Annotated in this window: 23 protein-coding genes; 11 read left to right on the forward strand and 12 right to left on the reverse strand. The window is 60.0% G+C overall.

Going from position 1 to position 22,989, the window contains the following annotated elements:
* Positions 1 to 117: 117 nt before the first annotated feature.
* The 5 genes from MWU53_RS07015 to MWU53_RS07035 all read right to left on the reverse strand — a co-directional run bounded on the left by MWU53_RS07015 (position 118) and on the right by MWU53_RS07035 (position 5,933).
* A complete protein-coding gene (locus MWU53_RS07015) occupies positions 118 to 645 on the reverse strand; it encodes a DUF3035 domain-containing protein (RefSeq protein WP_247091882.1) in 528 nt (175 codons plus the stop codon).
* A 57-nt stretch (positions 646 to 702) separates the two neighbouring features.
* Positions 703 to 1,179 carry a signal peptidase II gene (gene lspA, locus MWU53_RS07020; protein WP_348647030.1) on the reverse strand — a complete coding sequence of 159 codons (477 nt, stop codon included), beginning with the start codon at positions 1,177 to 1,179 and terminating at the stop codon, positions 703 to 705.
* 4 nt (positions 1,180 to 1,183) lie between these two features.
* Positions 1,184 to 2,773: a bifunctional phosphoribosylaminoimidazolecarboxamide formyltransferase/IMP cyclohydrolase gene (gene purH / locus MWU53_RS07025; protein WP_247091884.1), complete on the reverse strand. Its 1,590-nt coding sequence runs from the start codon at positions 2,771 to 2,773 to the stop codon at positions 1,184 to 1,186.
* Between the two features lie 30 nt (positions 2,774 to 2,803).
* Positions 2,804 to 4,372, reverse strand: a complete 1,569-nt coding sequence (locus MWU53_RS07030) for a heparinase II/III family protein (protein WP_247091886.1) — start codon at positions 4,370 to 4,372, stop codon at positions 2,804 to 2,806.
* A gap of 301 nt (positions 4,373 to 4,673) precedes the next feature.
* The gene (locus MWU53_RS07035) at positions 4,674 to 5,933 is read right to left on the reverse strand and encodes an RsmB/NOP family class I SAM-dependent RNA methyltransferase (protein ID WP_247091888.1); all 1,260 of its coding nucleotides are present in this window, start codon (positions 5,931 to 5,933) and stop codon (positions 4,674 to 4,676) included.
* A gap of 68 nt (positions 5,934 to 6,001) precedes the next feature.
* On the opposite strand from MWU53_RS07035, the gene MWU53_RS07040 reads away from it, so the two are divergent.
* On the forward strand, positions 6,002 to 6,229 hold the full coding sequence (locus MWU53_RS07040; RefSeq protein ID WP_247091890.1) for a DUF1674 domain-containing protein: 228 nt from the start codon (positions 6,002 to 6,004) through the stop codon (positions 6,227 to 6,229).
* A gap of 123 nt (positions 6,230 to 6,352) precedes the next feature.
* Here the strand turns inward: MWU53_RS07040 and truB are convergent, their stop codons facing one another.
* Together truB and rbfA are read right to left on the reverse strand one after the other, a co-directional pair.
* A complete protein-coding gene (gene truB, locus MWU53_RS07045) occupies positions 6,353 to 7,258 on the reverse strand; it encodes a tRNA pseudouridine(55) synthase TruB (RefSeq protein WP_247091892.1) in 906 nt (301 codons plus the stop codon).
* Positions 7,258 to 7,680, reverse strand: coding sequence for a 30S ribosome-binding factor RbfA (gene rbfA / locus MWU53_RS07050; RefSeq protein ID WP_247092518.1), 423 nt, complete (start codon positions 7,678 to 7,680; stop codon positions 7,258 to 7,260). Before rbfA ends, truB begins: the two co-directional genes overlap by 1 nt.
* Before the next feature lie 98 nt (positions 7,681 to 7,778).
* On the opposite strand from rbfA, the gene dapB reads away from it, so the two are divergent.
* A complete protein-coding gene (gene dapB, locus MWU53_RS07055; protein WP_247091894.1) occupies positions 7,779 to 8,588 on the forward strand; it encodes a 4-hydroxy-tetrahydrodipicolinate reductase in 810 nt (269 codons plus the stop codon).
* An 87-nt stretch (positions 8,589 to 8,675) separates the two neighbouring features.
* Here the strand turns inward: dapB and deoA are convergent, their stop codons facing one another.
* Positions 8,676 to 9,983 (reverse strand): thymidine phosphorylase, encoded by a 1,308-nt coding sequence (gene deoA / locus MWU53_RS07060; protein ID WP_247091896.1) that lies wholly within the window; start codon positions 9,981 to 9,983, stop codon positions 8,676 to 8,678.
* Positions 9,984 to 10,071: 88 nt separating this feature from the next.
* On the opposite strand from deoA, the gene MWU53_RS07065 reads away from it, so the two are divergent.
* Complete coding sequence (locus tag MWU53_RS07065; protein ID WP_247091898.1) at positions 10,072 to 10,578, forward strand: DUF1643 domain-containing protein; 507 nt, start codon at positions 10,072 to 10,074, stop codon at positions 10,576 to 10,578.
* Positions 10,579 to 10,587: 9 nt separating this feature from the next.
* On the opposite strand, the gene MWU53_RS07070 is transcribed toward MWU53_RS07065, so the two are convergent.
* Positions 10,588 to 11,763, reverse strand: a complete 1,176-nt coding sequence (locus tag MWU53_RS07070) for a calcium-binding protein (RefSeq protein ID WP_247091900.1) — start codon at positions 11,761 to 11,763, stop codon at positions 10,588 to 10,590.
* A gap of 179 nt (positions 11,764 to 11,942) precedes the next feature.
* On the opposite strand from MWU53_RS07070, the gene MWU53_RS07075 reads away from it, so the two are divergent.
* The 6 genes from MWU53_RS07075 to MWU53_RS07100 all read left to right on the forward strand — a co-directional run bounded on the left by MWU53_RS07075 (position 11,943) and on the right by MWU53_RS07100 (position 17,377).
* Positions 11,943 to 12,260 (forward strand): DUF5665 domain-containing protein, encoded by a 318-nt coding sequence (locus tag MWU53_RS07075; RefSeq protein ID WP_247091901.1) that lies wholly within the window; start codon positions 11,943 to 11,945, stop codon positions 12,258 to 12,260.
* Positions 12,261 to 12,402: 142 nt separating this feature from the next.
* Entirely contained in the window at positions 12,403 to 12,672 is a 270-nt protein-coding gene (gene rpsO, locus MWU53_RS07080; RefSeq protein ID WP_247091902.1) for a 30S ribosomal protein S15, read from the forward strand.
* 157 nt (positions 12,673 to 12,829) lie between these two features.
* Positions 12,830 to 13,561 (forward strand): sterol desaturase family protein, encoded by a 732-nt coding sequence (locus MWU53_RS07085; protein WP_247091904.1) that lies wholly within the window; start codon positions 12,830 to 12,832, stop codon positions 13,559 to 13,561.
* Between the two features lie 164 nt (positions 13,562 to 13,725).
* On the forward strand, positions 13,726 to 15,873 hold the full coding sequence (gene pnp / locus MWU53_RS07090; protein WP_247091906.1) for a polyribonucleotide nucleotidyltransferase: 2,148 nt from the start codon (positions 13,726 to 13,728) through the stop codon (positions 15,871 to 15,873).
* 192 nt (positions 15,874 to 16,065) lie between these two features.
* Entirely contained in the window at positions 16,066 to 16,476 is a 411-nt protein-coding gene (locus MWU53_RS07095) for a MarR family winged helix-turn-helix transcriptional regulator (protein ID WP_247091908.1), read from the forward strand.
* A 10-nt stretch (positions 16,477 to 16,486) separates the two neighbouring features.
* The gene (locus MWU53_RS07100; RefSeq protein ID WP_247091910.1) at positions 16,487 to 17,377 is read left to right on the forward strand and encodes a DMT family transporter; all 891 of its coding nucleotides are present in this window, start codon (positions 16,487 to 16,489) and stop codon (positions 17,375 to 17,377) included.
* A gap of 21 nt (positions 17,378 to 17,398) precedes the next feature.
* Here MWU53_RS07100 and MWU53_RS07105 read toward each other — a convergent pair whose 3' ends face one another.
* The 3 genes from MWU53_RS07105 to MWU53_RS07115 form a co-directional block, all read right to left on the reverse strand.
* Positions 17,399 to 18,154, reverse strand: coding sequence for a metallophosphoesterase (locus MWU53_RS07105; protein ID WP_247091912.1), 756 nt, complete (start codon positions 18,152 to 18,154; stop codon positions 17,399 to 17,401).
* Between the two features lie 94 nt (positions 18,155 to 18,248).
* Complete coding sequence (gene serA / locus MWU53_RS07110; RefSeq protein ID WP_247091914.1) at positions 18,249 to 19,841, reverse strand: phosphoglycerate dehydrogenase; 1,593 nt, start codon at positions 19,839 to 19,841, stop codon at positions 18,249 to 18,251.
* A 92-nt stretch (positions 19,842 to 19,933) separates the two neighbouring features.
* Positions 19,934 to 21,076, reverse strand: coding sequence for a phosphoserine transaminase (locus MWU53_RS07115; protein WP_247091916.1), 1,143 nt, complete (start codon positions 21,074 to 21,076; stop codon positions 19,934 to 19,936).
* Positions 21,077 to 21,357: 281 nt separating this feature from the next.
* On the opposite strand from MWU53_RS07115, the gene serB reads away from it, so the two are divergent.
* Together serB and MWU53_RS07125 are read left to right on the forward strand one after the other, a co-directional pair.
* Entirely contained in the window at positions 21,358 to 22,236 is an 879-nt protein-coding gene (serB, locus tag MWU53_RS07120) for a phosphoserine phosphatase SerB (RefSeq protein ID WP_247091918.1), read from the forward strand.
* Entirely contained in the window at positions 22,229 to 22,987 is a 759-nt protein-coding gene (locus tag MWU53_RS07125) for a TSUP family transporter (RefSeq protein ID WP_247091920.1), read from the forward strand. The genes serB and MWU53_RS07125 overlap by 8 nt, the downstream gene beginning before the upstream one ends.
* The last annotated feature ends 2 nt before the right edge of the window (positions 22,988 to 22,989 follow it).

Genomic DNA, 22,989 nt, shown 5'->3' on the forward strand with positions numbered 1-22,989 from the left:
TAGAATTATCCACCCCAGCACCCGCTTCAAGCCTTGGCAACGCAGATGTGATCAACGTTAACCCAGCGCACGGCCCGGAAACGAAAAAAGGGCCCGAAGGCCCCGTTCTGTCATGCATTACCGATCGGTCACCGCCTCGGGCGGAGCAGCCGGGGTCCAGATGCCCAAACGGCGCAGGCGTTCCAGTTCAAGATGCTGGTTCAGATGCATGGCTTCGTAGGCGCGGTAATAGACGTTCACGTTGAACAGACGTTCCAGCACGCGGCCCTTGTTGTCTTTACGCCATTCAAGGTCAGATGTGGCCAGAACCTCGCGGATATTTGCCGACACGCCGTAACGGCTGGCCGCGCTGACCAGCGCGCCCTCGCTTCGGCGCAGCTTGCCCGACCCCAGTTTACCGCCCAGCGCAGCAATGGCATCCGCCTCGGGCGTCGGATCGGTCAAATTCGCCTGACCAGGGGTCGGCGTTGGCAGGTCAGTATAGTTTTTCGGCTCTTGCAGGGGTTTCGTCGGCAGAATCGCAAACTCGTCCGGGCCATCCTGAGTTGCGCGCAGGTTCATCAGCGACGGATCGCTATTGGAACATGCAACCAGCCCCATGAAAACAGCGCCAAAAGTCAGAAATTTTACAGACGAAATACGCATTTCACGCCCAATCCCCAAGGTAATCTATGGGTTTATTAGCCCATCTGGAAAGCCGCGTCACGGGGTCTTGTTGGACGAGGCGAAAAGAACCAGCCCGATGGCCCCTGCAAAGACGAAAATATCTGCGACATTAAAGGAATAGGGATTTCGAATTCCGCAGCACGAGGTGTTCAGAAAGTCGACAACCGCGCCGTAGTAAATGCGGTCTACAACATTGCCCAGCGCCCCCCCGACCAGCAATCCGGCCGAGATCTGGCCCAGTTTCCCGATCTGCTCTTTCACCACCCACCAGACGACCCAGACCGCGATGATCAAAGCGATTGCGATCAGGAACCAACGGGTGACGTTTGGGTCAGCGCCGCCGAAAAGGCCAAAGTTGATGCCGGTGTTCCAGCCCATCTGATAGACCAGAAAGGGCGGCCAGATCTGGACCACGCCGACGCGGTCCAGATCAAGGATATACAGCGCATGATACTTGGTCAGCTGATCCAGAACGAACGCCACCAAAGCGGATATGCCGATCACGCGCATCATGGGCTTAGTGCCGGAAGTGGCGCATGCCGGTGAAGACCATGGCCAACCCTGCTTCGTTAGCCGCGTCGATCACTTCCTGATCGCGCATCGAGCCACCGGGCTGGATCACACAGGTGCCACCCGCAGCGGCTGCTTCCAACAGACCGTCGGGGAACGGGAAGAATGCATCCGATGCCACGGCCGAGCCTTTCGCAAGGCTTTCGTCCAGACCCAGTTCAGCAGCCATCCGCTCGGCTTTCGAGGCGGCGACGTTCGCGCTGTCCAGACGGCTCATCTGGCCAGCACCCACGCCCACGGTGGCTTGGTCTTTCACGTAGACAATCGCGTTCGACTTGACGTGCTTGGCGACTTTCCAAGCGAACAGCAGGTCTTGCATCTGCGCGTCACTCGGCGCTTTCTCGGTCACCACTTTCAAGTCATCCATGCCGACATAGCCCACGTCCTTGTCCTGCACCAGAACACCGCCAGCAACCTGCTTATAGGCCGTCAGGGGCGCACGCGTGTCCGGCAGACCATCGGTCAGCAGCAGGCGCAGGTTCTTCTTGGCCGCGAAGATTTCCTTGGCTTCTTCCGATGCACCGGGGGCAATCACCACCTCGGTGAAGATCTCGACGATCTTGGTGGCGGTTTCCGCATCCAGCGGTTGGTTCAACGCAACAATGCCGCCGAAAGCCGAGGTGCGGTCGCAGTCAAATGCCTTTTGATAAGCTTCGACCAGCGTCGCGCCCTGGGCCACACCACAGGGGTTTGCGTGTTTGATGATCGCGACAGCGGGGCTGACAGCAGGATCAAACTCGGCGACGAGTTCAAACGCCGCGTCGGTGTCGTTGATGTTGTTGTAGGACAGCTCCTTGCCCTGCAGCTGGGTCGCAGTCGCCACACCGGGGCGGTTCGACCCGTCGGTATAGAACGCCGCTTTCTGGTGGCTGTTTTCGCCATAGCGCAGGGTTTGCTTTAGCTCGCCGGCAAAGGCACGACGGCGCGGGGCTTCCAGCTCCAGTGCGCCTGCCAGCCATGTCGACACAGCCGCGTCATAGGCAGCCGTACGGGCATAGGCGGTCTGGGCCAGCTTCTTGCGGAATTTCGGGCAGGTTGCGCCACCGTGCTGGTCCATATCGCCCAGCAGTTTGTCATAGTCCTGCACGTCCACAACCACGTTCACGAAAGCATGGTTCTTGGCAGCAGCACGGATCATCGCCGGGCCACCGATGTCGATGTTTTCGATGCAAGTGTCATAGTCGGCACCCTTGGCGACGGTTTCCTCGAACGGATAGAGGTTCACCACCAGAAGGTCGATCGCGCCGATGCCGTGCTCCTCCATCGAGGCGACATGCGCGTCGTTGTCACGCAGCGCCAGCAGGCCACCATGTACCATTGGGTGCAGCGTCTTTACACGACCGTCCATCATCTCGGGGAAGCCGGTGACCTCGGCCACGTCTTTCACGGCAACGCCAGCGTCGCGCAGGGCTTTGGCAGAGCCGCCAGTGGACAGGATCTCGACCCCGCGGGCCTCGAGCGCCTGGCCCAGCTCAATCAGGCCGGTCTTGTCGGATACGGAAATCAGCGCACGGCGCACCGGATGAAGGTCAGTCATGTCAGTTGGCCCCCCAAGGCCTGAAGTCTGTTAACTTGGCAGCTCCGCCCGGTCGCCCGTTTCAAGGTCACGCAAAACCGTTGGGGTGTCTTGCGCCTTGGCTAGCGTCCAGCGGATGCGTGTCGCATAGTCCATTGCGACGCCCGAGAGAACCACTTGTTTTGTTTTTCGCGGCTTCAGGCGTGACTTTTCCAAGTAAATGCTGCTTTGCAGCATCAGTTCACCGCGCCCTTCGAAGCGGAAGACCCAAATCTCGCCGGATCGCAGCGCCAAGGACACCGCCGTACCGCCCATATCAAGGGTGGCGTCGACTTCGGGGTGCAGATGGAATCGCACGGTGAAGGGCACGCCTTGCAGCGATGTGTCGTCCAGCGCTGTGTCGAACACCTCTTGATCCGCTTCGGTGACGGCTGCCAACGTGTCTTCACCCGACAGCTCGCGCCCCGACACGTTCAGCTCCAACTTGCGCATATGGGTCAGACCGTAGGTCGCCACATAGCCGTCATGGGCGGCGACAACGCCGTTGGTTCCGACCCCAACCACGCGCTCTAGCGGCACCTGTTTTGGGGTCTGCGCCAAGAACGTCCGCGCGATCCCGTCCAGCACTTGCGGCGCCGACAGCCGCGAAGAGGACATGCCTTTCACGCCCAACACAGAATGCGATGGCGTGGCGCGCCCCGCCTTGTGCCACTCCGGCCCAAACTGCACGCCAGATCCGCAATTCACAATCACCGGACGCCGGCCCGAGGTCAGCTCGAACGACAAGGTCGATGCGTGCCCATTGGCCGAGGCATTCCCGACAGGCGGCGGCGCGCCGTCCATGATCACACTGGTGCGCCCGGCGGACAGACGGGAATAGCCCATCGCCAATCCTTCGTTCACGCCCGCCCGCACGCCCGAATTCGCCAGAGCGTGATCCAAACGACCATCCAGCCCGCGTCCGCCGCCGTGGAAACGGGCAAGCCCGCCATCGGCATGCCGTAGCGCGCGCAAGGTCGGCGCGATCCGGTTGATGGCGTCCAGATGGGCGGATTCGGGCTCACGCCCGCTTTCGCGCAGGGTCAGGGCGGCCCAGTTCAGAAGGGTGAAGACCTCAAGCAGCTCTTCTGGGTTCCGGGTCGGAATTCCGCCCTGGTCATCAATCTGGTCGGTGCATTCCTGCGCCAAGGCCCGAATGGCGGCCTCCACATGAACATCAACACCGGTCAGGCTGAACCCGGCATAGATCAACCCCGTCAAAGCCTCGAACCTCGGCAGGCCGGGTGTCGCGCCGCGCCAACGGCGGGATAGAAACAGGGTTTGCTGACCCAAAGATCGGAAGAATCGCTTGCTTTGCTCGGACGACATACCTCGCATCAGGAACAGCGCATGGCTGATCCAGCGGATCAGCCGCCGCCCGGTCAGATCCGGGGTCCAGCCCTCGCCGCGTCCGTTGCCAAAGGCGTCTATCCAGCCAAACACCCATTCCTGCGCGCGGTCACGTGCCTCGGCGTCGCCAACGCTGGCCAGATCATCCAGCCAAGCAAAACCTTGGGTTTCTTCGATAAATGCAGGATTGGGCGGTGGAATGTCCCACAACATGTGATCCGGCGCATTCACCAGATGCCCTGCGAACAGGAAATTGCCGGCTAAAAGCTGTTTGCCACGCGCAAACGACCCGATGGTCCGCGGTTCGGGTTGCGATACAAACCCCGCCGCAGGCCGCGCCCGCGCCGCCCGTTTTGCGTGCCAACGATTTGAAAATCGGGTGCCTAACCCGGAAGAACCGATCTGTGGAGCCACAGCGCGCCTCGCCTCATGTCATTTGCTCGTGGTCATTTTGACCCGCCCCTCTGTGTGGGCTTTGGCAAAGCATACCAAGACGGCCCGCACCTGTCATGGCGAAATCAAGCGCGTGCGATTATTTCCGGCGTAGGCAGGTGATGAAGAACCCGTCCATGCCGCCCTGATCCGCCATATAATGCGGGAACAAGCGCAGCCCTTCGGGGCCGATCCAGTCGGCATCCACACCCGGCAGGCGCAGAGCGTTCAGATCAACCGCCAGCCCCTCGTGGCGGGCCAAAGCGTCGCGCACCTGTTCCTCGCCCTCATCAATCAGCAGACTACAGGTGCAATAGACCAAACGTCCGCCGGGCTTGAGAAGCCCCAACGCCCGGTCGATCATGTATTCCTGAAGCTCGAACAACCCCGGGAACTCGCCACCATCCTTGGCATAGGGCAAGTCGGGGTGACGGCGAATGGTGCCAGTGGCGGTACAGGGCGCATCCAACAGGATCGCGTCGAACGGCCCGCCTTCGTATTCCAGCGCATCACTTGTGACCAGTTCGGCGGAAAGTTTGGTCCGTATCAGGTTTTCGTCCACCCGCTTCATGCGGCCTTCAGACACATCCAAGGCGGTGACATTGGCCCCAGCTGCCGCAAGCTGCATGGTTTTCCCACCGGGGGCGGCGCACATGTCCAAAACGGACTCGCCCGTCTGCGCGGCCAGAACTTTGGCTGGCAAGGCGGCGGCGGCATCCTGCACCCACCAATCGCCGTCCGCATATCCCGGCAGGTTGGTGATCTGCCCGGCATCCGCCAACCGGACCGATCCCGTCGGCAGCAGTTCGCCCTTCACCGCCCCGGCCAGCGCTGTCGCATCGCCTTTCGCGGTCAAATCGACCGGAGCACCTGCGAACTGTGCAGCTTCCATCGCGGCCACGGCCTCTTTCCCGAAGTCCGCCAGCAACGGCTTGCGCAGCCATTTGGGCAGACGCGGGATGGGCAGCGTGTCCCACTTGTCTTTCTCGCGGTCGATCTTGCGCAGAACGGCGTTCACCAAGCCCCGCGCATGTTCCGTTTCCGCCTGCGCCTTCGCGATCTCGACACAGGCATTCACCACCCCATGCGCAGCCCCGCCATTGCAGATCTCGGACACACCCAGCCGCAGAATGTTCAACACACGCGGCACAGGACGCTGGCGCAGAAACGGCCCAAGCATCCGGTCGCAGCGATCCATGCCGCGCAAGGCCTGCATCACCAAACGCTGCGCCCGCGCGCGATCCTCGGCCGGCAGTTTCGCCAGACGTTTCGGCAATGCCTCGGACAACAACCTCTTCTCAACGGTCACATCATCCAGAAGGTCCACCACTACATGCCGCACGTCTTTCGGGTTGCTCATCTCACGTCCTTTGCGTTTCGCTGCTTTGCGCCCTATATCATCCCCAACACCGAAACAAGGAGCGCCGCATGTCAGACGATAGCCCCAAGGCCGACCAATCGAAAGAAGCCGCGCCTGAAACCCCCAAGCGCGAGCTTCCCCCTGCCGCCATCCGCGCACTGGCCGAAGCTGAAGAGCGCCGCAAGAAAGCCGAAGCCGAAGCGAAAGCTCTGCCCACTGAACTTGGCGGACGCGACGGGCCCGAGCCGGTGCGTTTCGGTGATTGGGAAAAGAAAGGCATCGCCATCGACTTTTGATCGATGGGTTCAAGCCCGCATTTTCTTGTCAGAAATATCCTCGCCGAAGGCATGAAATTCACCGCGCGTCAGCGCGGCCACCCCCAAGCCTGTTGACCGCAAGGTCATAAAGGCGCGGGAGCGTTACTGGTTGAACACCCGGCTGGGGTGCAGTTCGCCTGAACGATAGGTGCCGACCGCAACCGCCTTGCCCTCGTAAGACGCCCAGGCTTCATCGCCATATTCCACGTCTGATGACAGAACCATGCCGGGATTGCCGTGCTTCAAGCGCGTCGCGCCCTCGGCGCTGGCTTTCAGTTCGGGCAGATCCTGCAACCCTTCCTCAAGCGGGCGCAGATAGGCGTCCAGCTCTCCGGTTTTGGCAAGTTCTTCGATCAGCTCGATGGTCACACCGTCCTCGGCATCAAACGGCCCCGACCAGATTCGGCGCAAATTGCGCACATGACCATGACAGCCCAGCGCCTCGCCCAGATCGCGCGCGATCGAGCGCACGTATCCGCCCTTGCCACAGGTCATTTCCAGCGTCACGTGATCAGCATCCGGGCGCGAGACCATAACCAGTTCCTCAACCCACAACGGGCGGGCTGCGATCTCGACGTCTTCGCCATCGCGGGCCAGCTTATACGCACGCTCGCCATCGATCTTCACGGCGGAAAACTTCGGCGGCACTTGCATGATGTCGCCAGTGAATTGCGCCAACGCGGCCTGAATATCTTCATCCGAAGGGCGAGCGTCGCTTTCCAAAATCACCTCGCCCTCGGCGTCATCGGTGTTGGTCGCCTGCCCCAGACGCACGGTGAATTCGTAGGCTTTCAGCGCGTCGGTGATATAGGGAACGGTCTTCGTCGCCTCGCCCAAAGCCACGGCCAAAACGCCGGTCGCTTCCGGATCAAGCGTGCCCGCATGGCCCGCCTTCTTGGCGTCCATCGCCCAACGTACCTTGTTCACAACGGCGTTCGAGCTGATACCAGCGGGCTTGTCCACGACCAGCCAGCCATGGATATCGCGCCCCTTCTTGCGGCGTCCCATCAGTCTTCTTCGGCCTCGTCACTGTCGGACTTGCGCAGATCGCGCTGTACCTCTTCCTGCTGCAACAGGCGGTGGGTGTGGTCCATCTGGTCGAAGGTCTCATCCACCAGAAAGCGCAGCTCCGGCGTGTGCTTGATCTTGATCGCGCGGCCGACGATGCGGCGCAGCTCGCCTTTGTTGCGCGCCAAAGCCTTCACGGCCTCAGCCCCGCCCTTGCCGCCCAAGGGCAGCGCATAGACGGTTGCAATCGACAAGTCTGCGGACAGTCGCACCTCGCCGATGGTGATGGACATGCGCGACAGGTCAGGGTCGTGCACTTCACCACGCATCAGGGCTTCGGACAGGGTCCGGCGGATCAGTTCAGCCACGCGCAGCTGGCGCTGGTTGGGGCCACGTTGGTCTTCAAAACGGTTCTTTGCCATATCCGCCATGTATTCCTTGATGCGCTTGTGCGCAACAGGGCTTTGCCAAGCGGGCGCACTCGGGTTAGACACCCTCAAACGAAATTCGGAGACCAGACATGAGCGATTTGCCGGGCATTGTAGTGATGGGCGCATCAGGCCGTATGGGCCAAATGCTGATCAAAGAGGTGCTGGCCAATGACAAGGCGCGCCTTGTGGGGGCACTGGAGCGCCCCGGCCATGACTGGGTCGGACGCGACGTAGGCGAATGCATGGGCGGCCAGCCCGTCGGCGTTGCCGTGACGGATGACGCGCTGGAAACCATGGCGAAGGCACAGGCCGTGATCGACTTCACCGCACCTGCCGCCACCATCGATATGGCCGAGATCGCCGCCCAAGCCCGCGCCGTCCACGTGATCGGCACCACGGGTCTGACTGACGAAGATCTGGAAAAGATCGCGCTGGCTGGCCGCCACGCCACCATCGTGCGTGCCGGCAATATGAGCCTTGGCGTGAACCTGCTGACGCTGCTGACCAAAAAGGTCGCGGCCGCGCTGGATGAAGACTTCGACATCGAGATCATCGAAGCCCACCACCACCATAAGGTCGACGCCCCATCCGGCACCGCGTTGATGCTGGGAGAAGCCGCCGCCGAAGGGCGCGGCGTGGATCTGTCCGAGGTCTCGGACCGGGGCCGCGACGGCATCACCGGCGCCCGCAAGCGCGGGGACATCGGCTTTCACGCGGTGCGTGGCGGCGACATCGTGGGCGAGCATGACGTGATGTTTGCCGCCCCCGGCGAGCGCATCGTGCTGCGCCATCTGGCCACCGACCGCGCCATCTTTGCCCGTGGGGCCGTAAAGGCCGCGCTGTGGGGGCAAGACAAAAAGCCCGGTGAATACAGCATGTTGGACGTGCTGGGCCTATAAGTTGGTGGCGGCGTTCTCCCGCCCAGCGCCAGCCCTGTCGGGCCGCGCTGGTTGGGGGTGGCCCGTGCCTGCGGCACGGGCGGGCGCTTAAGTCAGAACTTCGGCGACCACAGGTCCGGGCGTCGGTGCCTCCCCGATGTGATAGGCCGCAGACAGCTGCGCCTTCGCGGCCTCGGCATCCGCGTCCGAGGCCGCATGGATCACCGCAATCGGATCTCCTCTTTCCAGTTTCGCGCCGAGAGGTGCCAAACGCGTCAGGCCCACAGCCGGGTCAATCTTGTCAGCTGCACGGCGGCGTCCCCCGCCCAGTTCGACCACACACAGCCCAACCTCGCGCGTGTCGATGACGCTGACATATCCCGCTTCAGTCGCGCTCAGTTCGGTGATCACCGGCGCTTTGGCCAGATGAGCTTCGGGGCGTTCGACAATATCCGACGGGCCACCCAATGCGGCCACCATCTGTCCAAATTTTTCCGCCGCACGACCGCTCTCCAGCACAGCGCGGACCCGCGTTCTCGCAGCCGCCCCATCGCTTTCGACACCCGAGGCAACCAGCATCTGTGCGCACAGGGCGGTCACGACCTCCTCCAGCCGAGCTGTGCGACGCGTGCCAGTCAGGAACTCAATTGCATTCAGCGTCTCGACGGCGTTACCTGCCGCATCGGCCAAGGGTTCGTTCATATCGGTCAGCAAAGCGTGACAGCGCAGCCCCGCCAAGTGCGCAACGCGCTGGATTGACGCCGCCAAGTCGCGGGCATCGTCAAAATTCGACATAAACGCGCCATTGCCGAACTTCACATCCATCACCAGAGATTCCAGCCCCGCCGCCAGTTTCTTCGACAGAATCGAGGCCGTGATCAGCGGGATGCTTTCCACAGTCGCCGTCACGTCGCGGATTGCGTAAAGGCGTTTGTCGGCAGGGGCGAGGTCTCCGGTCTGGCCAATAATGGCGCAGCCCACGTCACGTACGACCCGGTCAAACAGCGCATTGTCGGGCTGCGATGTATAGCCGGGAATCGCGTCCATCTTATCCAGCGTGCCGCCCGTGTGCCCCAGGCCGCGGCCCGAGATCATGGGCACATACGCCCCGCAGGCGGCCAAAATGGGCGCAAGCATCAAGCTGACATTATCACCCACACCGCCGGTCGAATGCTTGTCCACCACTGGGCCGGGCATGTCTGGCCAGTCGAACACATCGCCGCTGTCGCGCATTGCCAAGGTCAGCGCGGCGGTTTCGTCCGGCGACAACCCTTTCAGCCATGACGCCATCGCAAAGGCCGCGACCTGCGCGTCGCTTGCCCCGCCCCCGGCGATGCCGTCGACCATTGCGGCAATGTCGGCGTCGCTCAGGGTCTGGCCATCGCGTTTCTTACGGATCACTTCGGATATCAGCATGGTCGGCTCCGTTTTCTTTCACCTTCCGCCCAATCCTGTGGCAACGCAAGGGGTTGCCAAGGGTTAGGTATCGCCCCAGAAAGCATCTATGATCACGCGCGAATTTCAAAAGGGCGACGCCCATTCCACTGCCGTTTATTCGGACTGCGAAAAATACCGCTATACGCTGACGCGTGTATGGGAGCCCGCTGGGCGCAAGGCGCTGTTTATCATGTTGAACCCGTCAACGGCGACCGAAGTGCAAAACGACCCGACGGTCGAACGCTGCGAACGGCGCGCACGCACCCTTGGATTTGGGGCGTTTCGGGTGACCAATATTTTTGCATGGCGCGACACAGATCCGCGGAAGATGCGGGCAGCAACGGATCCCGTAGGTCCGGCGAACGATGCCGCCATTTTGGAAAGCTGCCCCTGGGCCGATCAGGTTATCTGCGGCTGGGGCACCCATGGCGCGCATTTGTTACGCGGGCCAGAGGTAGAGCATCTTCTTCGGCAAACCAATCTGCCGACATATCACTTGGGCCTGACCAAAGATGGGCACCCGAAGCATCCGCTGTACATCGCCTATGCCCAGCAACCCGAACGCTGGTTCTAAGCCCCTACCCTAGGCAAAAATGTTCTCGCGCAGCTCGACATAGATGTCGTGCACGGTCGCGTCCGGGGCACCCTGCAGGATGGCAACCACCTGCCCGCCCACAGTGACCACACCATCTTTCCCGTCGTCTGAGGGGTTAACTTCGCAGGTCAGATCGGAATGCCCCTCATCCTCGTCCAACGAAATGCGCAAGAAATCGCGGCCGGTTTCGAAGTCTGTGACCTGCGCCACCGGCATGCCGTCTTCACCATCAGGGTACAGCCAGAAGATGTCACTGCCTTCCCCCCCGGTTGCCACATCCGAGGCCCCGAAGATCAGGGTGTCATTGCCTTGCCCTCCATCCAGCACATCTGACGCGTGGTCGTTATGCCAGGCATAGTCATGCTGCTCGGCGCCGCTTTCTTCCATGGCATGACCGAAGTGATCGATCACATCATCGCCGTCTCCGCCCAGCAGCCAATCCTCTCCAAGTCCACCTTTCAGGATGTCATCCCCATCGCCGCCATCAAGAATATCGTTGTCCGTAAAATCCAGATCGCCCGATGGCTGATTTTCGTGTGCGCCACCGAAAAGCTGGTCGTCGCCGTCACCACCTGTCAGAATATCATCGCCCGTGCCGCCATCCAGATAGCTGTCGATGCTTTCCGAGCCGTCCAGATGGTCATCACCCTGCCCGCCATAGGCCGCAAGTGCGCCATCGCCCGCAATGATCGTGTCGTCCCCGTCATTTCCGAACACATAGGCTGCGTCATCACCCGCCCGGATCGTGTCATTGCCCGCGCCTGCGTCATACACGTCAACCGGCCCATCGCCCGTGACAACTGCAGTTCCCCGAAAGGTCGAGATCGCCCCAGGGTCGGCCCCGGCACCAGATGCGCCAAGGGTCACGTCATCGTCCCCACTACTCAACACATGTTCGGTTGTCCCGGCCACAAAGCTATCCAGGTCTTCACGTCCGTAATGCAAATCGGTTTCGGTGCCGAGAAGCTGATCCAGCAAGGTCTGACCTTTGTCGGGGCTATCATCGTCCCCCAACCCGTCGTTGGGGGTCAGAATACCACCCCCCACATCGTCATCATCGGAACCGCCGCCGTTCCCTTCAGGACCGTTGCTTACGTCATCGGTGAAACTGTCCGCCAACACTACCACCGGCAGGAGGCTTAGAAACAATAACCCAAATAGCATTCGATACGCCGCCTGTTTTTACTTACCCGCTTAACATCCACCACAATGATGTAGATCACCGCTTGCGAATGTATGAAACACCACGCATTCTTTGGCGGGTATTTGCGGACAAGTTTATTCAAACCTAAAGTTAACAAAGTGTTAACGCCCGCGCCGCAGCGCAAAACAAGGATCAAGTGATGCAAGAAAAGGACAGTGACGCGACAGACCAGCTGACCCAACGCGAGGAACAGCTCTCGCAAGAGGTGCGCGCGCTGCGGGCCGAAGTCGAGCGGATGAACAACCACCGCTTCATTCGCCTTCATGACAGCTTGCTCAAACTGGGCCTATTTCAACTGTATCGCGGGTTGGCGTTTGGTCTGGGATCCGTACTGGGCGCCACCATTCTTGTGTCCTGGGTGATCTATATGCTGGGATCCATCGACTTCATCCCGGTACTGGGCGATTGGGCCAGCCAGATCATCGAGGAAATCCAGGTCATGCCGACCGAGCAATAAGGGTCTTGGCGATTTCCTTTGCGTTTAAGGCAGAATCCTTCTATACGCCCCCATCCGTCAGAAAATGGCGGGTATCTCCATGGGCCTTGCTGGACGACATCCCGGCCTGCGCCATCCACTCTAACCTATGAAGGAGACCCCGATGTCGATTACTGCTGAAGAAAAGAACCGCCTGATCAAGGAATTCGGCACCAAAGAAGGCGACACCGGTTCGCCCGAAGTTCAGGTTGCCATCCTGTCGTCGCGCATCGCGACCCTGACCGAGCACTTCAAAACGCACAAGAAAGATAACCACGGCCGCCGTGGTCTTCTGAAAATGGTTGCCCAGCGTCGTAAGCTGCTGGACTACGCCCGTGCGAAAGACGAAGCACGCTATCAGGACCTGATCAAGCGTCTGGGTCTGCGTCGCTAAGACCAGAGTCATTCGGACAGAAACGCCCGTCTTGCAAAAGGCGGGCGTTTTCTTTTGTGGGTCTGCGCAGAAAGGGCATCCCACCTGCTTTACGTTTGGTCTGGCTTGAAATGACCCGCGGTCATCGCTCACCCTATGCACAGGTGAGGAGAAAACGATGAAAGAAACCATCCGCGTCCTGATGAACATGGGCAGCTTGCAACGGCTGTTTCCGTTCTGGCTTTCGGGCCTGATTGTGCTGGGGTTCTGGTTCACCCCGTGGCTTTTGCTGGCCATCGCCTATGGCGTGCTGGCGCAGTTCTTCGTCGAATACGCCATGCACCGCTTCCTTCTGCACCGCGAGTCGCCCACCGATCAGGGCGTCTTTAACGAGCTTTACCGCAGCCATATCGGCCACCATGAGTTCCCGAACGATCCCGAGTTCTTCACCGGCGGCGATCATTGGTATCCGCTGCGCTTTGGTACGTTGTCCTTCGTGGCACACACCCTTGTCCTGTGGCCCGTCCTTGGGTTGGGGCCGGCGGCGCTGTTTGCATATGTCGCCCTGTTTGTCGGCTCGGTCAGCGCCTTCACCTTCTATGAATACTGCCACACGCTGGCCCATGTGAACGTGCCGAAAGGCTGGTTCGGGCAGCGCGTGACGCGCACCCATCTGGCGCACCACTTCCAAGATCACGAGGCGACCTTCCACGTCAGCTTTGGCATGAACTGGATCGACCGGCTGTTCGGCACGAAGCACGACGCGCAGGTCGCGCGGGAACGCTTCGACCGCGAAACCATCCTGTCGATGGGCATGGACCCCGAGGATCTGCGCCTTGTCACCGCCCGCAAGGCATTTGGCATCACCAAGCACCCGCGCCGCCGCCACAGCCAGGCACATCAGCGCTAACGGTTTTGCTTTCCAAACCCCTTGTTTTCCTGTAAGGCGCACGCATCTGAGACGTGACGCTTCGACCCCGGCGCATGAAAAAGGTATAGGGGTCGGTGGCAATGGGGCCACCACGAAAACGGAAGACCCGGAGGGCCGGGAGTGCTTCCAACTAGGAAAACATGATGTTTGACGTAACTAAAAAATCGATGGAGTGGGGCGAAGAAACCCTCACTCTGGAAACGGGCAAGGTTGCCCGTCAGGCCGACGGTTCGGTCATCGCCACTCTGGGCGAGACCTCTGTCATGGCCAACGTGACCTTCGCGCGCCAGCAAAAGCCCGGTCAGGACTTTTTCCCGCTGACGGTTCACTACAACGAGAAATACTATGCCGCTGGTAAAATCCCCGGTGGCTTCTTCAAGCGCGAAGCGCGTCCGACCGAAAAAGAGACGCTGACCTCGCGTCTGATCGACCGTCCGATCCGCCCGCTGTTCGTTCCCGGCTTCAAAAACGAAGTTCTGGTGATCTGCACCGTGCTGTCGCACGACCTGGTCAATGACCCCGACATGGTTGCCATGATCGCAGCTTCGGCAGCCCTGACGATTTCGGGCGCACCCTTCATGGGTCCGATCGGCGCTTGCCGCGTTGGTTTCGAGGATGGCGAATACATCCTGAACCCGACCTGCGACGACATGCACGATCTGCGCAACAACCCGGACCAGCGTCTGGACCTTGTTGTGGCCGGCACCAAAGACGCCGTGATGATGGTGGAATCGGAAGCCTACGAACTGTCGGAAGCCGAGATGCTGGGCGCCGTGAAGTTCGCACACGAACAGATTCAGCCGGTGATCGACCTGATCATTGATCTGGCCGAAGACGCTGCGAAAGAGCCCTTCGACTTCCAGCCTGCTGACTACTCGGAACTGTACGACGCTGTTAAAGCCGCTGGCGAAGACAAGATCCGCGCCGCATACGGCAACACCGACAAGCAGGAACGCGTTGCTGCTGTTGCTGCCGCCAAAGAAGAAATCATCGCATCGCTGACCGAAGAGCAGCAAGAGGACGCAAACCTCGGCACCGCTCTGAAGAAGCTGGAATCGGCTGTTGTGCGTGGCGACGTTGTGAAAACCGGCAAGCGTATCGATGGCCGCGCACTGGACACTGTCCGCGCCATCGACAGCACGGTTGGCATCCTGCCGCGTACCCACGGTTCGGCCCTGTTCACCCGCGGCGAGACCCAAGGTCTGGTAGTGACCACTTTGGGCACCGGCGACGACGAACAGATGATCGACGCGCTGACCGGCACCTACAAGTCGAACTTCCTGCTACACTACAACTTCCCTCCCTATTCGGTTGGTGAAGTTGGCCGCTTTGGCCCTCCGGGCCGTCGTGAGATTGGTCACGGCAAGCTGGCATGGCGTGCGCTGCAGGCTGTTCTGCCGTCGGCCACCGACTTCCCCTACACCATCCGTCTGGTCTCCGAGATCACTGAATCGAACGGATCAAGCTCGATGGCGTCGGTCTGTGGTGGCTCGCTGTCCATGATGGACGCCGCTGTTCCGCTGAAGGCTCCGGTTGCTGGTGTCGCCATGGGCCTGATCCTGGAAGATGATGGTTCCTACGCTGTTCTGACCGACATTCTGGGTGATGAAGATCACCTGGGTGACATGGACTTCAAAGTGGCTGGTACCGAAAACGGCATCACCTCGCTGCAGATGGACATCAAGGTCGCAGGCATCACGCCCGAGATCATGGAAAAAGCCCTGGCGCAAGCCAAGGATGGCCGCCTGCACATCCTGAACGAGATGGGCAAAGCCCTGACCGAAGGACGTCAGGAATTCTCGGCGCACGCACCGCGTATCGAGACCATGAACATCCCGACCGACAAGATCCGTGAAGTGATCGGCTCGGGCGGTAAGGTCATCCGCGAAATCGTGGAAGTGTCGGGCGCTAAGGTCGACATCAACGACGATGGCGTGATCAAGATCGCATCACCCAACGGTGACGCCATCGCCAAGGCTTACGAGATGATCCACGCGATCGTCGCCGAGCCGGAAGAAGGCGCGATCTATACCGGTAAAGTTGTGAAGATCGTCGACTTCGGCGCCTTCGTGAACTTCTTCGGCAAGCGCGACGGCCTGGTACACGTATCCCAGATCGAAAACCGCCGCCTGAACCATCCTTCGGACGTTCTGAAGGAAGGCCAGGAAGTTAAAGTCAAACTGCTTGGCTTCGACGACCGCGGCAAGGTTCGCCTGTCGATGAAAGTTGTCGATCAGGAAACCGGCGAAGAGGTTGCTCCTGAGCCGAAAAAGAAAAAAGACGAAGACTAAGCCCTCGTCTTTCTGAACAGAAAGCCCCGGTGGAAACACCGGGGCTTTTTTTGTGGACGCCTGCTTTAGTCCAAACTAACGAGTGCGGCACATTCACCAATCTCGGCCTTCTTGTTGTGGATAAGGATGCTTGCAAAACTCAGCACATATGATGTATTTACATGATGTAGTCACATCTATATTGGATCGATCATGGATCAATGCATCTTCACAGCCGTAAGAAAGGCAAATCGCGTCCTATTTCGACACTATCAAGATGCGATGTCCGAAACGGGCATCAGCATCGTGCAACTCTCTATTCTGCGGGCACTTGAACGGCATGGTCCAATGACTTTGTCACGGTTGGCCGATGATCTCGCGATGGAACGCACGTCGCTCTACCGGACTATCGATCCGCTAGTTGAAAGCACCGCTGTACAGGTGAAGAGCGCACCAACGGGGAAATCAAAAGTCGCAAAACTCACCGCAAAGGGACAACACACAATCGAGCGTGTCATGCCTTTTTGGGCAAAGGCGCAAGCGCAGGTTCTGGAGGAAGTTACATTGACCGAACTTCCCGATTTCCAACGCGCGTTAAATGCAATCGCAAAATTGTCAGCTTGAGGTGGGAAGCTTGAATATCAATCGCGCCGGGCTGGCTTGGCTTTTACTTGGACTGATCTGGGGCACCAATTTTGTCTTGATCAAATGGTCAACCGAGGCCGTCACCCCAATGCAAGTTGCACTCGTGCGGGTCATTGCCGGGTTTCTGACAGTTGCGGCCTATGCATTGATCACTAAACAACTAAAGCTATCTCATCTAAGGCATAGCATCCATTTTGTCGTGATGGCCTGTCTTGCTGCAGCGCTCTATTTCTACGGATTCGCCGAAGGAACCGCCCTGTTGGAATCAGGCTTGGCCGGCGCGGTCAGTGCTTCAATTCCACTCTTCTCGCTACTGGCGGCGGTTCTGTTTCTGCCTGAAGAGAAACTCTCCACCAATCGGGTTCTGGGTTTGCTTGTCGGATTGATTGGCGTGACCCTGATCGCGAAACCATTCTCCGGGGGGCTCGGCGAGAGTTACTTGTTGGGAGTGTTGTGGATGATGCTTGGGTCGTTCAGCCTTGGTGTCTCATTTGTTTATGCCCGTAAGTTTGTCACACCTCTCGACCTACCACCCGCCGCGCTCACAACTTACCAGCTCGGGTTTGCAGCGTTGATCTTGATGGTCGTGACAGAGAAAGCAGGCCTTGGCCTGCTTTTCGATAGGCCGACCTCTTTCGCGGTTTTAGTTTTTGGCCTTGGGTTCCTGGGAACGGGACTGGCCTATGTGCTTTACTACTATGTCATCGGCAGGCTTGGCGCAGTGCGTGCGTCAGCACTGACCTATGTTCCGCCAGTCGTTGCTCTCTTTCTCGGAGCGCTGTTTCTCGGCGAGGTCATCATAGTTTGGGACTACGTAGCTACCGCACTCATCTTTGCGGGTGTCATACTGGTCAACAAACGCCCCAAGTCGCAAAGCTGACATAGGATAAATACCGCCACCTCATACAGGGAATAGTGGCTTTTCTTTTGCCACCTCTTCCCGCCCAGCAGCCCCCAGCACCCACGCATCGCGCCCCTCGATCACCACGGCCGAGATGGCTTTGCCGTGTCCGGCGCCGGTATCGATGTTCAGGCGGTTGCCATAGTGCGTGACCGCGTCCACCGGTGTGTGGCCGTGCACGATCAGCGGGCCGTGATCGACGTTTGATTGGTGAAATTCTTTGCGGATCCAGCACAGGTCATCCTCGGTCTGTTGATCCAAAGGGGCACCCGGACGGATGCCTGCATGGGCGAAATAGAGATCCCCCAACCGATAGCTGGACGGCAGGTTTGCCAGATAGTCGCGGTGGCGTTCCGGCACAGCTGCGCGGGCTTTGGGGTGCAGCTGATAGGTGCGGATCCCTTCGGGCACGTCGACCCCATAGCTGGCAAGCGTTTCAATCCCGCCGATCCGGGGATGTAGCCAATTGTGGTCGATCAGAAGTTGGGTATCGACCATCGGATGTTCGCGCAGGAACATCTCCATCATCCGGTCGTGGTTGCCTTTCAGCACCACCCAGTTTTCCCCGCGCGCCTGCCCGTCGATCAGATACTGGACCACGCCCTTGCAGTCCGGGCCACGGTCCACGAGGTCTCCGATATGCACCACGGGTGCATCCATATCGCCACAGCGCGCGCGGTCTTCCGCGATCAGCGCATGCGCCGCCTCCAGCTTGTCCAGATGGCCGTGAATGTCTCCGATCGCATAGGCGCGCATGGGGGTGCTCCTTCTTCTGTGGCCAACCTAAGCATATGCCCCAAAAAGAAAAGCCCCGGCGTAGAACCGGGGCTTTCCACTGTATGATTGACGCTTAAACGTCGAATTCAAGCGGGCTGACCGAGTTGAACAGGCCAGTGTCGCGCAGCGTGTTCAGCACGTCATCCGAGATCCGGTCGTCCACGTACAGCAGCGCAATCGCGTCACCGCCGGTTTCCTTACGGCCCAGGGTAAAGTTCGCGATGTTCACGCCGTTTTCACCCATGGTTTTCCCCAGCGTGCCGATGATGCCCGGCACGTCGTCGTTGGTGGTGTAGAGCATGTGGCTACCGATCTCGGCGTCGATGTTGATGCCTTTGATCTGGATGAAGCGCGGCTTGCCGTCCGAGAAGACAGTACCCGCGATCGAACGCTCGCGGTTTTCGGTCACAACGGTCACCTTGATGTAACCATCAAACGCGCCGCCCTTGGCTTGCGTGGTGGTCGAGGTCTTGATGCCGCGATCTTTCGCGACAACCGGCGCCGACACCATGTTCACGTCGGGGGTCTGCGGCTTCATCAGGCCTGCGATTACCGCGCAGTCCAGCGCCTTCAGGTTCATTTCCGAAGCAACACCATCATAAAGGATGTTCACAGCTTTGATCGGTTCGTCGGTCATCTGACCTACGAACGCACCCAGATGCTCGGCCAGTTTGATCCACGGACCCATGACCTTGGCTTCTTCAGCGGTGACCGACGGCATGTTCAGGGCGTTCTGAACGGCACCAGTCAGCAGGTAGTCCGACATCTGCTCGGCCACCTGAAGCGCCACGTTTTCCTGGGCTTCAGTCGTTGCCGCGCCAAGGTGCGGGGTGCAGACAACGTTGGGCAGGTTGAACAGCGGGTTCTCGGTGGCGGGTTCAACGGCGAATACGTCGAAGGCAGCGCCAGCAACGTGACCCGATTTCAGCAGATCGGCAAGAGCCTCTTCATCCACCAGACCACCGCGGGCACAGTTGATGATGCGCACGCCGGCTTTGGTTTTCTGCAGATTCTCGCGGCTTAGAATGTTGCGGGTCGCGTCGATCAGCGGCACGTGCAGAGTGATGAAGTCAGCGCGGGCCAGCAGCTCGTCCAGCTCGACCTTTTCGACACCCATGCTGTCGGCTTTTTCTTCCGACAGGAAGGGATCGTAAGCGACCACTTTCATCTTCAGACCCAGCGCACGGTCGCACACGATGCCACCGATGTTACCTGCACCAATGACACCAAGCGTCTTGTTGGTCAGCTCGACCCCCATGAACTTCGACTTTTCCCACTTACCGGCATGGGTCGAGGCCGAGGCTTCGGGGATCTGACGCGCCACGGCGAACATCATCGCGATGGCGTGCTCGGCGGTGGTGATCATGTTGCCGAAGGGCGTGTTCATGACGATCACACCGGCTTTCGATGCGGCAACTTTGTCGACGTTGTCGGTACCGATCCCGGCGCGGGCAACAACCTTCAGGTTGGTCGCGGCTTCAAGAATCTTGTCGGTCACTTTGGTGGCCGAGCGGATTGCCAGACCGTCATATTCGCCGATCCTGGCAGCTAGCGCGTCCTTGTCTTTACCCAGCGTGGGTTCGAAGTCGACTTCGATGCCACGGTCGCGGAAGATCTGAACGGCGGTTTCCGAAAGCTTGTCGGATACGAGAACTTTGGGGGCCATGTGTTTGGTCCTTATTTTAGAGAGCGGGGCACCGGAGTTTTTGAAAACTCCGACGAATTTTCTTCGAAGAAAATTCCCTGCCCGAAATATGTTTACTGAGCTGCGATTTCGGCGTTGAACGCCCAATCAAGCCACGGCATCAGAGCCTCGACGTCCGACGTCTCGACCGTACCGCCACACCAGATGCGCAGACCGGCAGGGGCGTCACGATAGGCGCCAACGTCCAGTGCAACACCTTCAGCTTCCAGACGCTTGGCAACAGCCTTGGCGAACGTGGCGCCATCCTTGATGCGATCGTCGGTGAACTTCAGGCAGACCGAGGTGTTCGACAGCGTGGTCGCATCTTCAGCAAGGAAGTCGACCCAATCGCGCATCTCGACAAAGTCGGCGACGGCCTTGGTGTTGGCATCTGCGCGGTGGATCAGGCCTTCCAGCCCGCCAACCGAACGCGCCCAGTCCAACGCGAACAGATAATCTTCGACAGCCAGCATCGACGGCGTGTTGATGGTCGCACCGGTAAAGATACCCTCGATCAGCTTCCCACCTTTGGTCAGGCGGAAGATTTTCGGCAGCGGCCAAGCAGGCGTGTAGCTTTCCAGACGCTCAACAGCGCGGGGGCTCAGGATCAGAATGCCGTGAGCCGCCTCGCCGCCCAGAACTTTCTGCCAGCTGAACGTGGTCACATCCAGCTTGTCCCACGGCAGGTCCATCGCAAACGCGGCCGAGGTCGCGTCACAGATGGTCAAGCCTTCGCGGTCATCCGCAATCCAGTCACCGTTCGGAACGCGCACGCCCGAGGTGGTGCCGTTCCACGTAAAGACAACATCATTGGTGAAATCGACGGACGCCAGATCAGGCAGTTGGCCGTAATCGGCGGTCTTGGCGACGGCGTCCAGTTTCAGCTGTTTCACAACATCGGTGACCCAGCCCGAGCCGAACGATTCCCAAGCCAGCATCTCGACCCCGCGGGCGCCCAGAAGCGACCACAGTGCCATTTCAACCGCGCCGGTGTCCGACGCAGGAACGATGCCGATCTTGTAATCAGCGGGGATGCCCAGCACTTCGCGCGTACCTTCGATGGCCGCTTTCAGCTTGTCCTTGCCGATGGCGGCACGGTGCGAGCGACCCAAGGCGGCGTCAGCCAGGGCATCAAGATTCCATGTGGGGGGTTTGGCGCAGGGGCCAGAGGAGAAACGCGGGTTTGCCGGCCGCGTTGCCGGTTTCGAAATAGCCATCGATGCTATCCTTCCAGATAAAGCGCCCCTCGTTGGGGAGGGGTGTCCCACTGACCGAATTAAGGCGCGTTTTGATGCTGCACAAGCAAAAAAGCGTCGGAATTAACATTCGATAGGTCGAAAACGGGCGCAGAATGACCACTATCGGAAACTTGCGACGCGGCTGGAAACGGGGATTTCACGCTGCTGGCGCCGCAATTCTTCGGATTCGGCCTTGTGAAACAGGCGTGATCTGCCGCATGAAACGGGAAGCTTTAATCTGCCCAACAAAGGCCCGCCCCATGTATTTCGCCACGCTGATCGCATCGCCCTCTGCCCGCAACCTCGAGCCCGCTTTGGTCGAAAGCCTGCGCAACGCGTGGGGCGGCGGCGACGCGGACTGGCTGGCCCCGGACGAAGCAACCGAGTTTTCGCTGGACGCTCTGCCCGACAATCGTTGGGACGTGTGGGGCGACCTGCAGAAAATGGGTGTCGACCTGATCATTCTGCCTGCCGAGGGGCGCAAAAAGAAGATGCTGCTGGCGGATATGGACTCGACCATGATCCAGCAGGAATGCATTGACGAACTGGCGGACGAGGCAGGTGTGGGCGAGCGTGTGAAAGACATCACCGCCCGCGCCATGAACGGCGAGCTGGATTTCGAAGGTGCCCTGACCGAGCGTGTTGGACTTTTGAAAGGTCTGCCGGAAAGCGTCATCGGCGACGTGCTGGCCAACCGCATCACCTTGATGCCGGGCGGCAAGGCTCTGCTGTCCACCATGAAAGCCAACGGTGCCTATGCCGCGCTGGTGTCCGGCGGCTTCACCGCCTTCACTGCACATGTCGCCGCCACGCTGGGCTTTGACGAAAACCGCGCCAACACGCTGAACGTCGACGGTGGCGCGCTGACCGGCACGGTGGGCATGCCCATTTTGGGCCGCGAAGCGAAAGTGCAGGCGTTGAGAGAGATCACCGCCCGCCTTGGCCTGTCCCATGACGACGTGATGGCTGTGGGCGACGGCGCGAACGACCTTGGCATGCTCGATCTGGCGGGTGCTGGCGTGGCGCTGCACGCCAAGCCATCCGTCGCGGCCGAATGCGATATCCGCATCAACCACGGCGACCTGACGGCGCTGCTATACATTCAGGGCTATGCGCAGTCAGACTTCGTAGATGGCTGAGTTTTCAGCAGAAATCCTAATCATCCTGCTGGCCGCAGGGTTTGTCGCCGGGTTCATCGACAGCATCGCAGGCGGAGGTGGTCTGATCACCGTCCCGGCCCTGTTGATCGCGGGTGTGCCGCCGGTGACGGCGCTGGCCACCAACAAGGTGCAGGGGCTGTTCGGCGCAGGCATGGCAGCGGTGACCTATGCGCGCAAAGGCCACGTGAACCTGCGCAGGCAGTTGAAATCCGCGCTCATTGCCTTTGTCGCCGCCCTTCTGGGCGCGCTGTCCGTCAACGCCCTGCCGACCGAGCTGATCCGCATGGTGCTGCCCGTTTTGCTGGTGGCAATCGCGCTCTTTTTCGCGCTGAAACCGGGCTTGGACGACGTGGATCGTCACCAACGACTGACACCAGCTCTGTTCTCGCTCACCTTCGTTCCACTGGTCGCGTTCTATGATGGCCTCTTGGGACCGGGTGCAGGCGCCTTCTACATGCTGGCCTTCGTCGCCATGGCGGGCCACGGCATCCTGAAAGCCACAGCCCACACGAAGCTTCTGAACTTTGCCTCAAACGTAGGCGGATTGGCCGGATTCCTGCTCGTCCTCTCCCCGCTTTGGCTAGTCGGACTGGCGATGGGCGCAGCCCAAATGGCAGGCGCCTACGTCGGCTCCTCGCTCGCCTCGCACATCGGCGCCAAGCTGATCAAGCCGCTGCTGGTGATCGCTTCATCCGCCATGGCGTTGAAGCTGATCACCGATCTTCTATAGCT

It is taken from the genome of Aliiroseovarius sp. S1123 (assembly GCF_023015885.1).
Classification (GTDB): Bacteria; Pseudomonadota; Alphaproteobacteria; order Rhodobacterales; family Rhodobacteraceae; genus Aliiroseovarius.

What these genes read in the sequence shown, in the direction of transcription:
- MWU53_RS07015 (WP_247091882.1), bottom strand. Translation starts at nt 645, where the DNA reads ATGCGTATTTCGTCTGTAAAATTTCTGACTTTTGGCGCTGTTTTCATG.
- lspA (WP_348647030.1), bottom strand. Translation starts at nt 1,179, where the DNA reads ATGATGCGCGTGATCGGCATATCCGCTTTGGTGGCGTTCGTTCTGGAT.
- purH (WP_247091884.1), bottom strand. Translation starts at nt 2,773, where the DNA reads ATGACTGACCTTCATCCGGTGCGCCGTGCGCTGATTTCCGTATCCGAC.
- MWU53_RS07035 (WP_247091888.1), bottom strand. Translation starts at nt 5,933, where the DNA reads ATGAGCAACCCGAAAGACGTGCGGCATGTAGTGGTGGACCTTCTGGAT.
- MWU53_RS07040 (WP_247091890.1), top strand. Translation starts at nt 6,002, where the DNA reads ATGTCAGACGATAGCCCCAAGGCCGACCAATCGAAAGAAGCCGCGCCT.
- truB (WP_247091892.1), bottom strand. Translation starts at nt 7,258, where the DNA reads ATGGGACGCCGCAAGAAGGGGCGCGATATCCATGGCTGGCTGGTCGTG.
- rbfA (WP_247092518.1), bottom strand. Translation starts at nt 7,680, where the DNA reads ATGGCAAAGAACCGTTTTGAAGACCAACGTGGCCCCAACCAGCGCCAG.
- dapB (WP_247091894.1), top strand. Translation starts at nt 7,779, where the DNA reads ATGAGCGATTTGCCGGGCATTGTAGTGATGGGCGCATCAGGCCGTATG.
- deoA (WP_247091896.1), bottom strand. Translation starts at nt 9,983, where the DNA reads ATGCTGATATCCGAAGTGATCCGTAAGAAACGCGATGGCCAGACCCTG.
- MWU53_RS07065 (WP_247091898.1), top strand. Translation starts at nt 10,072, where the DNA reads ATGATCACGCGCGAATTTCAAAAGGGCGACGCCCATTCCACTGCCGTT.
- MWU53_RS07070 (WP_247091900.1), bottom strand. Translation starts at nt 11,763, where the DNA reads ATGCTATTTGGGTTATTGTTTCTAAGCCTCCTGCCGGTGGTAGTGTTG.
- MWU53_RS07075 (WP_247091901.1), top strand. Translation starts at nt 11,943, where the DNA reads ATGCAAGAAAAGGACAGTGACGCGACAGACCAGCTGACCCAACGCGAG.
- rpsO (WP_247091902.1), top strand. Translation starts at nt 12,403, where the DNA reads ATGTCGATTACTGCTGAAGAAAAGAACCGCCTGATCAAGGAATTCGGC.
- MWU53_RS07085 (WP_247091904.1), top strand. Translation starts at nt 12,830, where the DNA reads ATGAAAGAAACCATCCGCGTCCTGATGAACATGGGCAGCTTGCAACGG.
- pnp (WP_247091906.1), top strand. Translation starts at nt 13,726, where the DNA reads ATGTTTGACGTAACTAAAAAATCGATGGAGTGGGGCGAAGAAACCCTC.
- MWU53_RS07095 (WP_247091908.1), top strand. Translation starts at nt 16,066, where the DNA reads ATGGATCAATGCATCTTCACAGCCGTAAGAAAGGCAAATCGCGTCCTA.
- MWU53_RS07105 (WP_247091912.1), bottom strand. Translation starts at nt 18,154, where the DNA reads ATGCGCGCCTATGCGATCGGAGACATTCACGGCCATCTGGACAAGCTG.
- serA (WP_247091914.1), bottom strand. Translation starts at nt 19,841, where the DNA reads ATGGCCCCCAAAGTTCTCGTATCCGACAAGCTTTCGGAAACCGCCGTT.
- MWU53_RS07115 (WP_247091916.1), bottom strand. Translation starts at nt 21,076, where the DNA reads ATGGCTATTTCGAAACCGGCAACGCGGCCGGCAAACCCGCGTTTCTCC.
- serB (WP_247091918.1), top strand. Translation starts at nt 21,358, where the DNA reads ATGTATTTCGCCACGCTGATCGCATCGCCCTCTGCCCGCAACCTCGAG.
- MWU53_RS07125 (WP_247091920.1), top strand. Translation starts at nt 22,229, where the DNA reads ATGGCTGAGTTTTCAGCAGAAATCCTAATCATCCTGCTGGCCGCAGGG.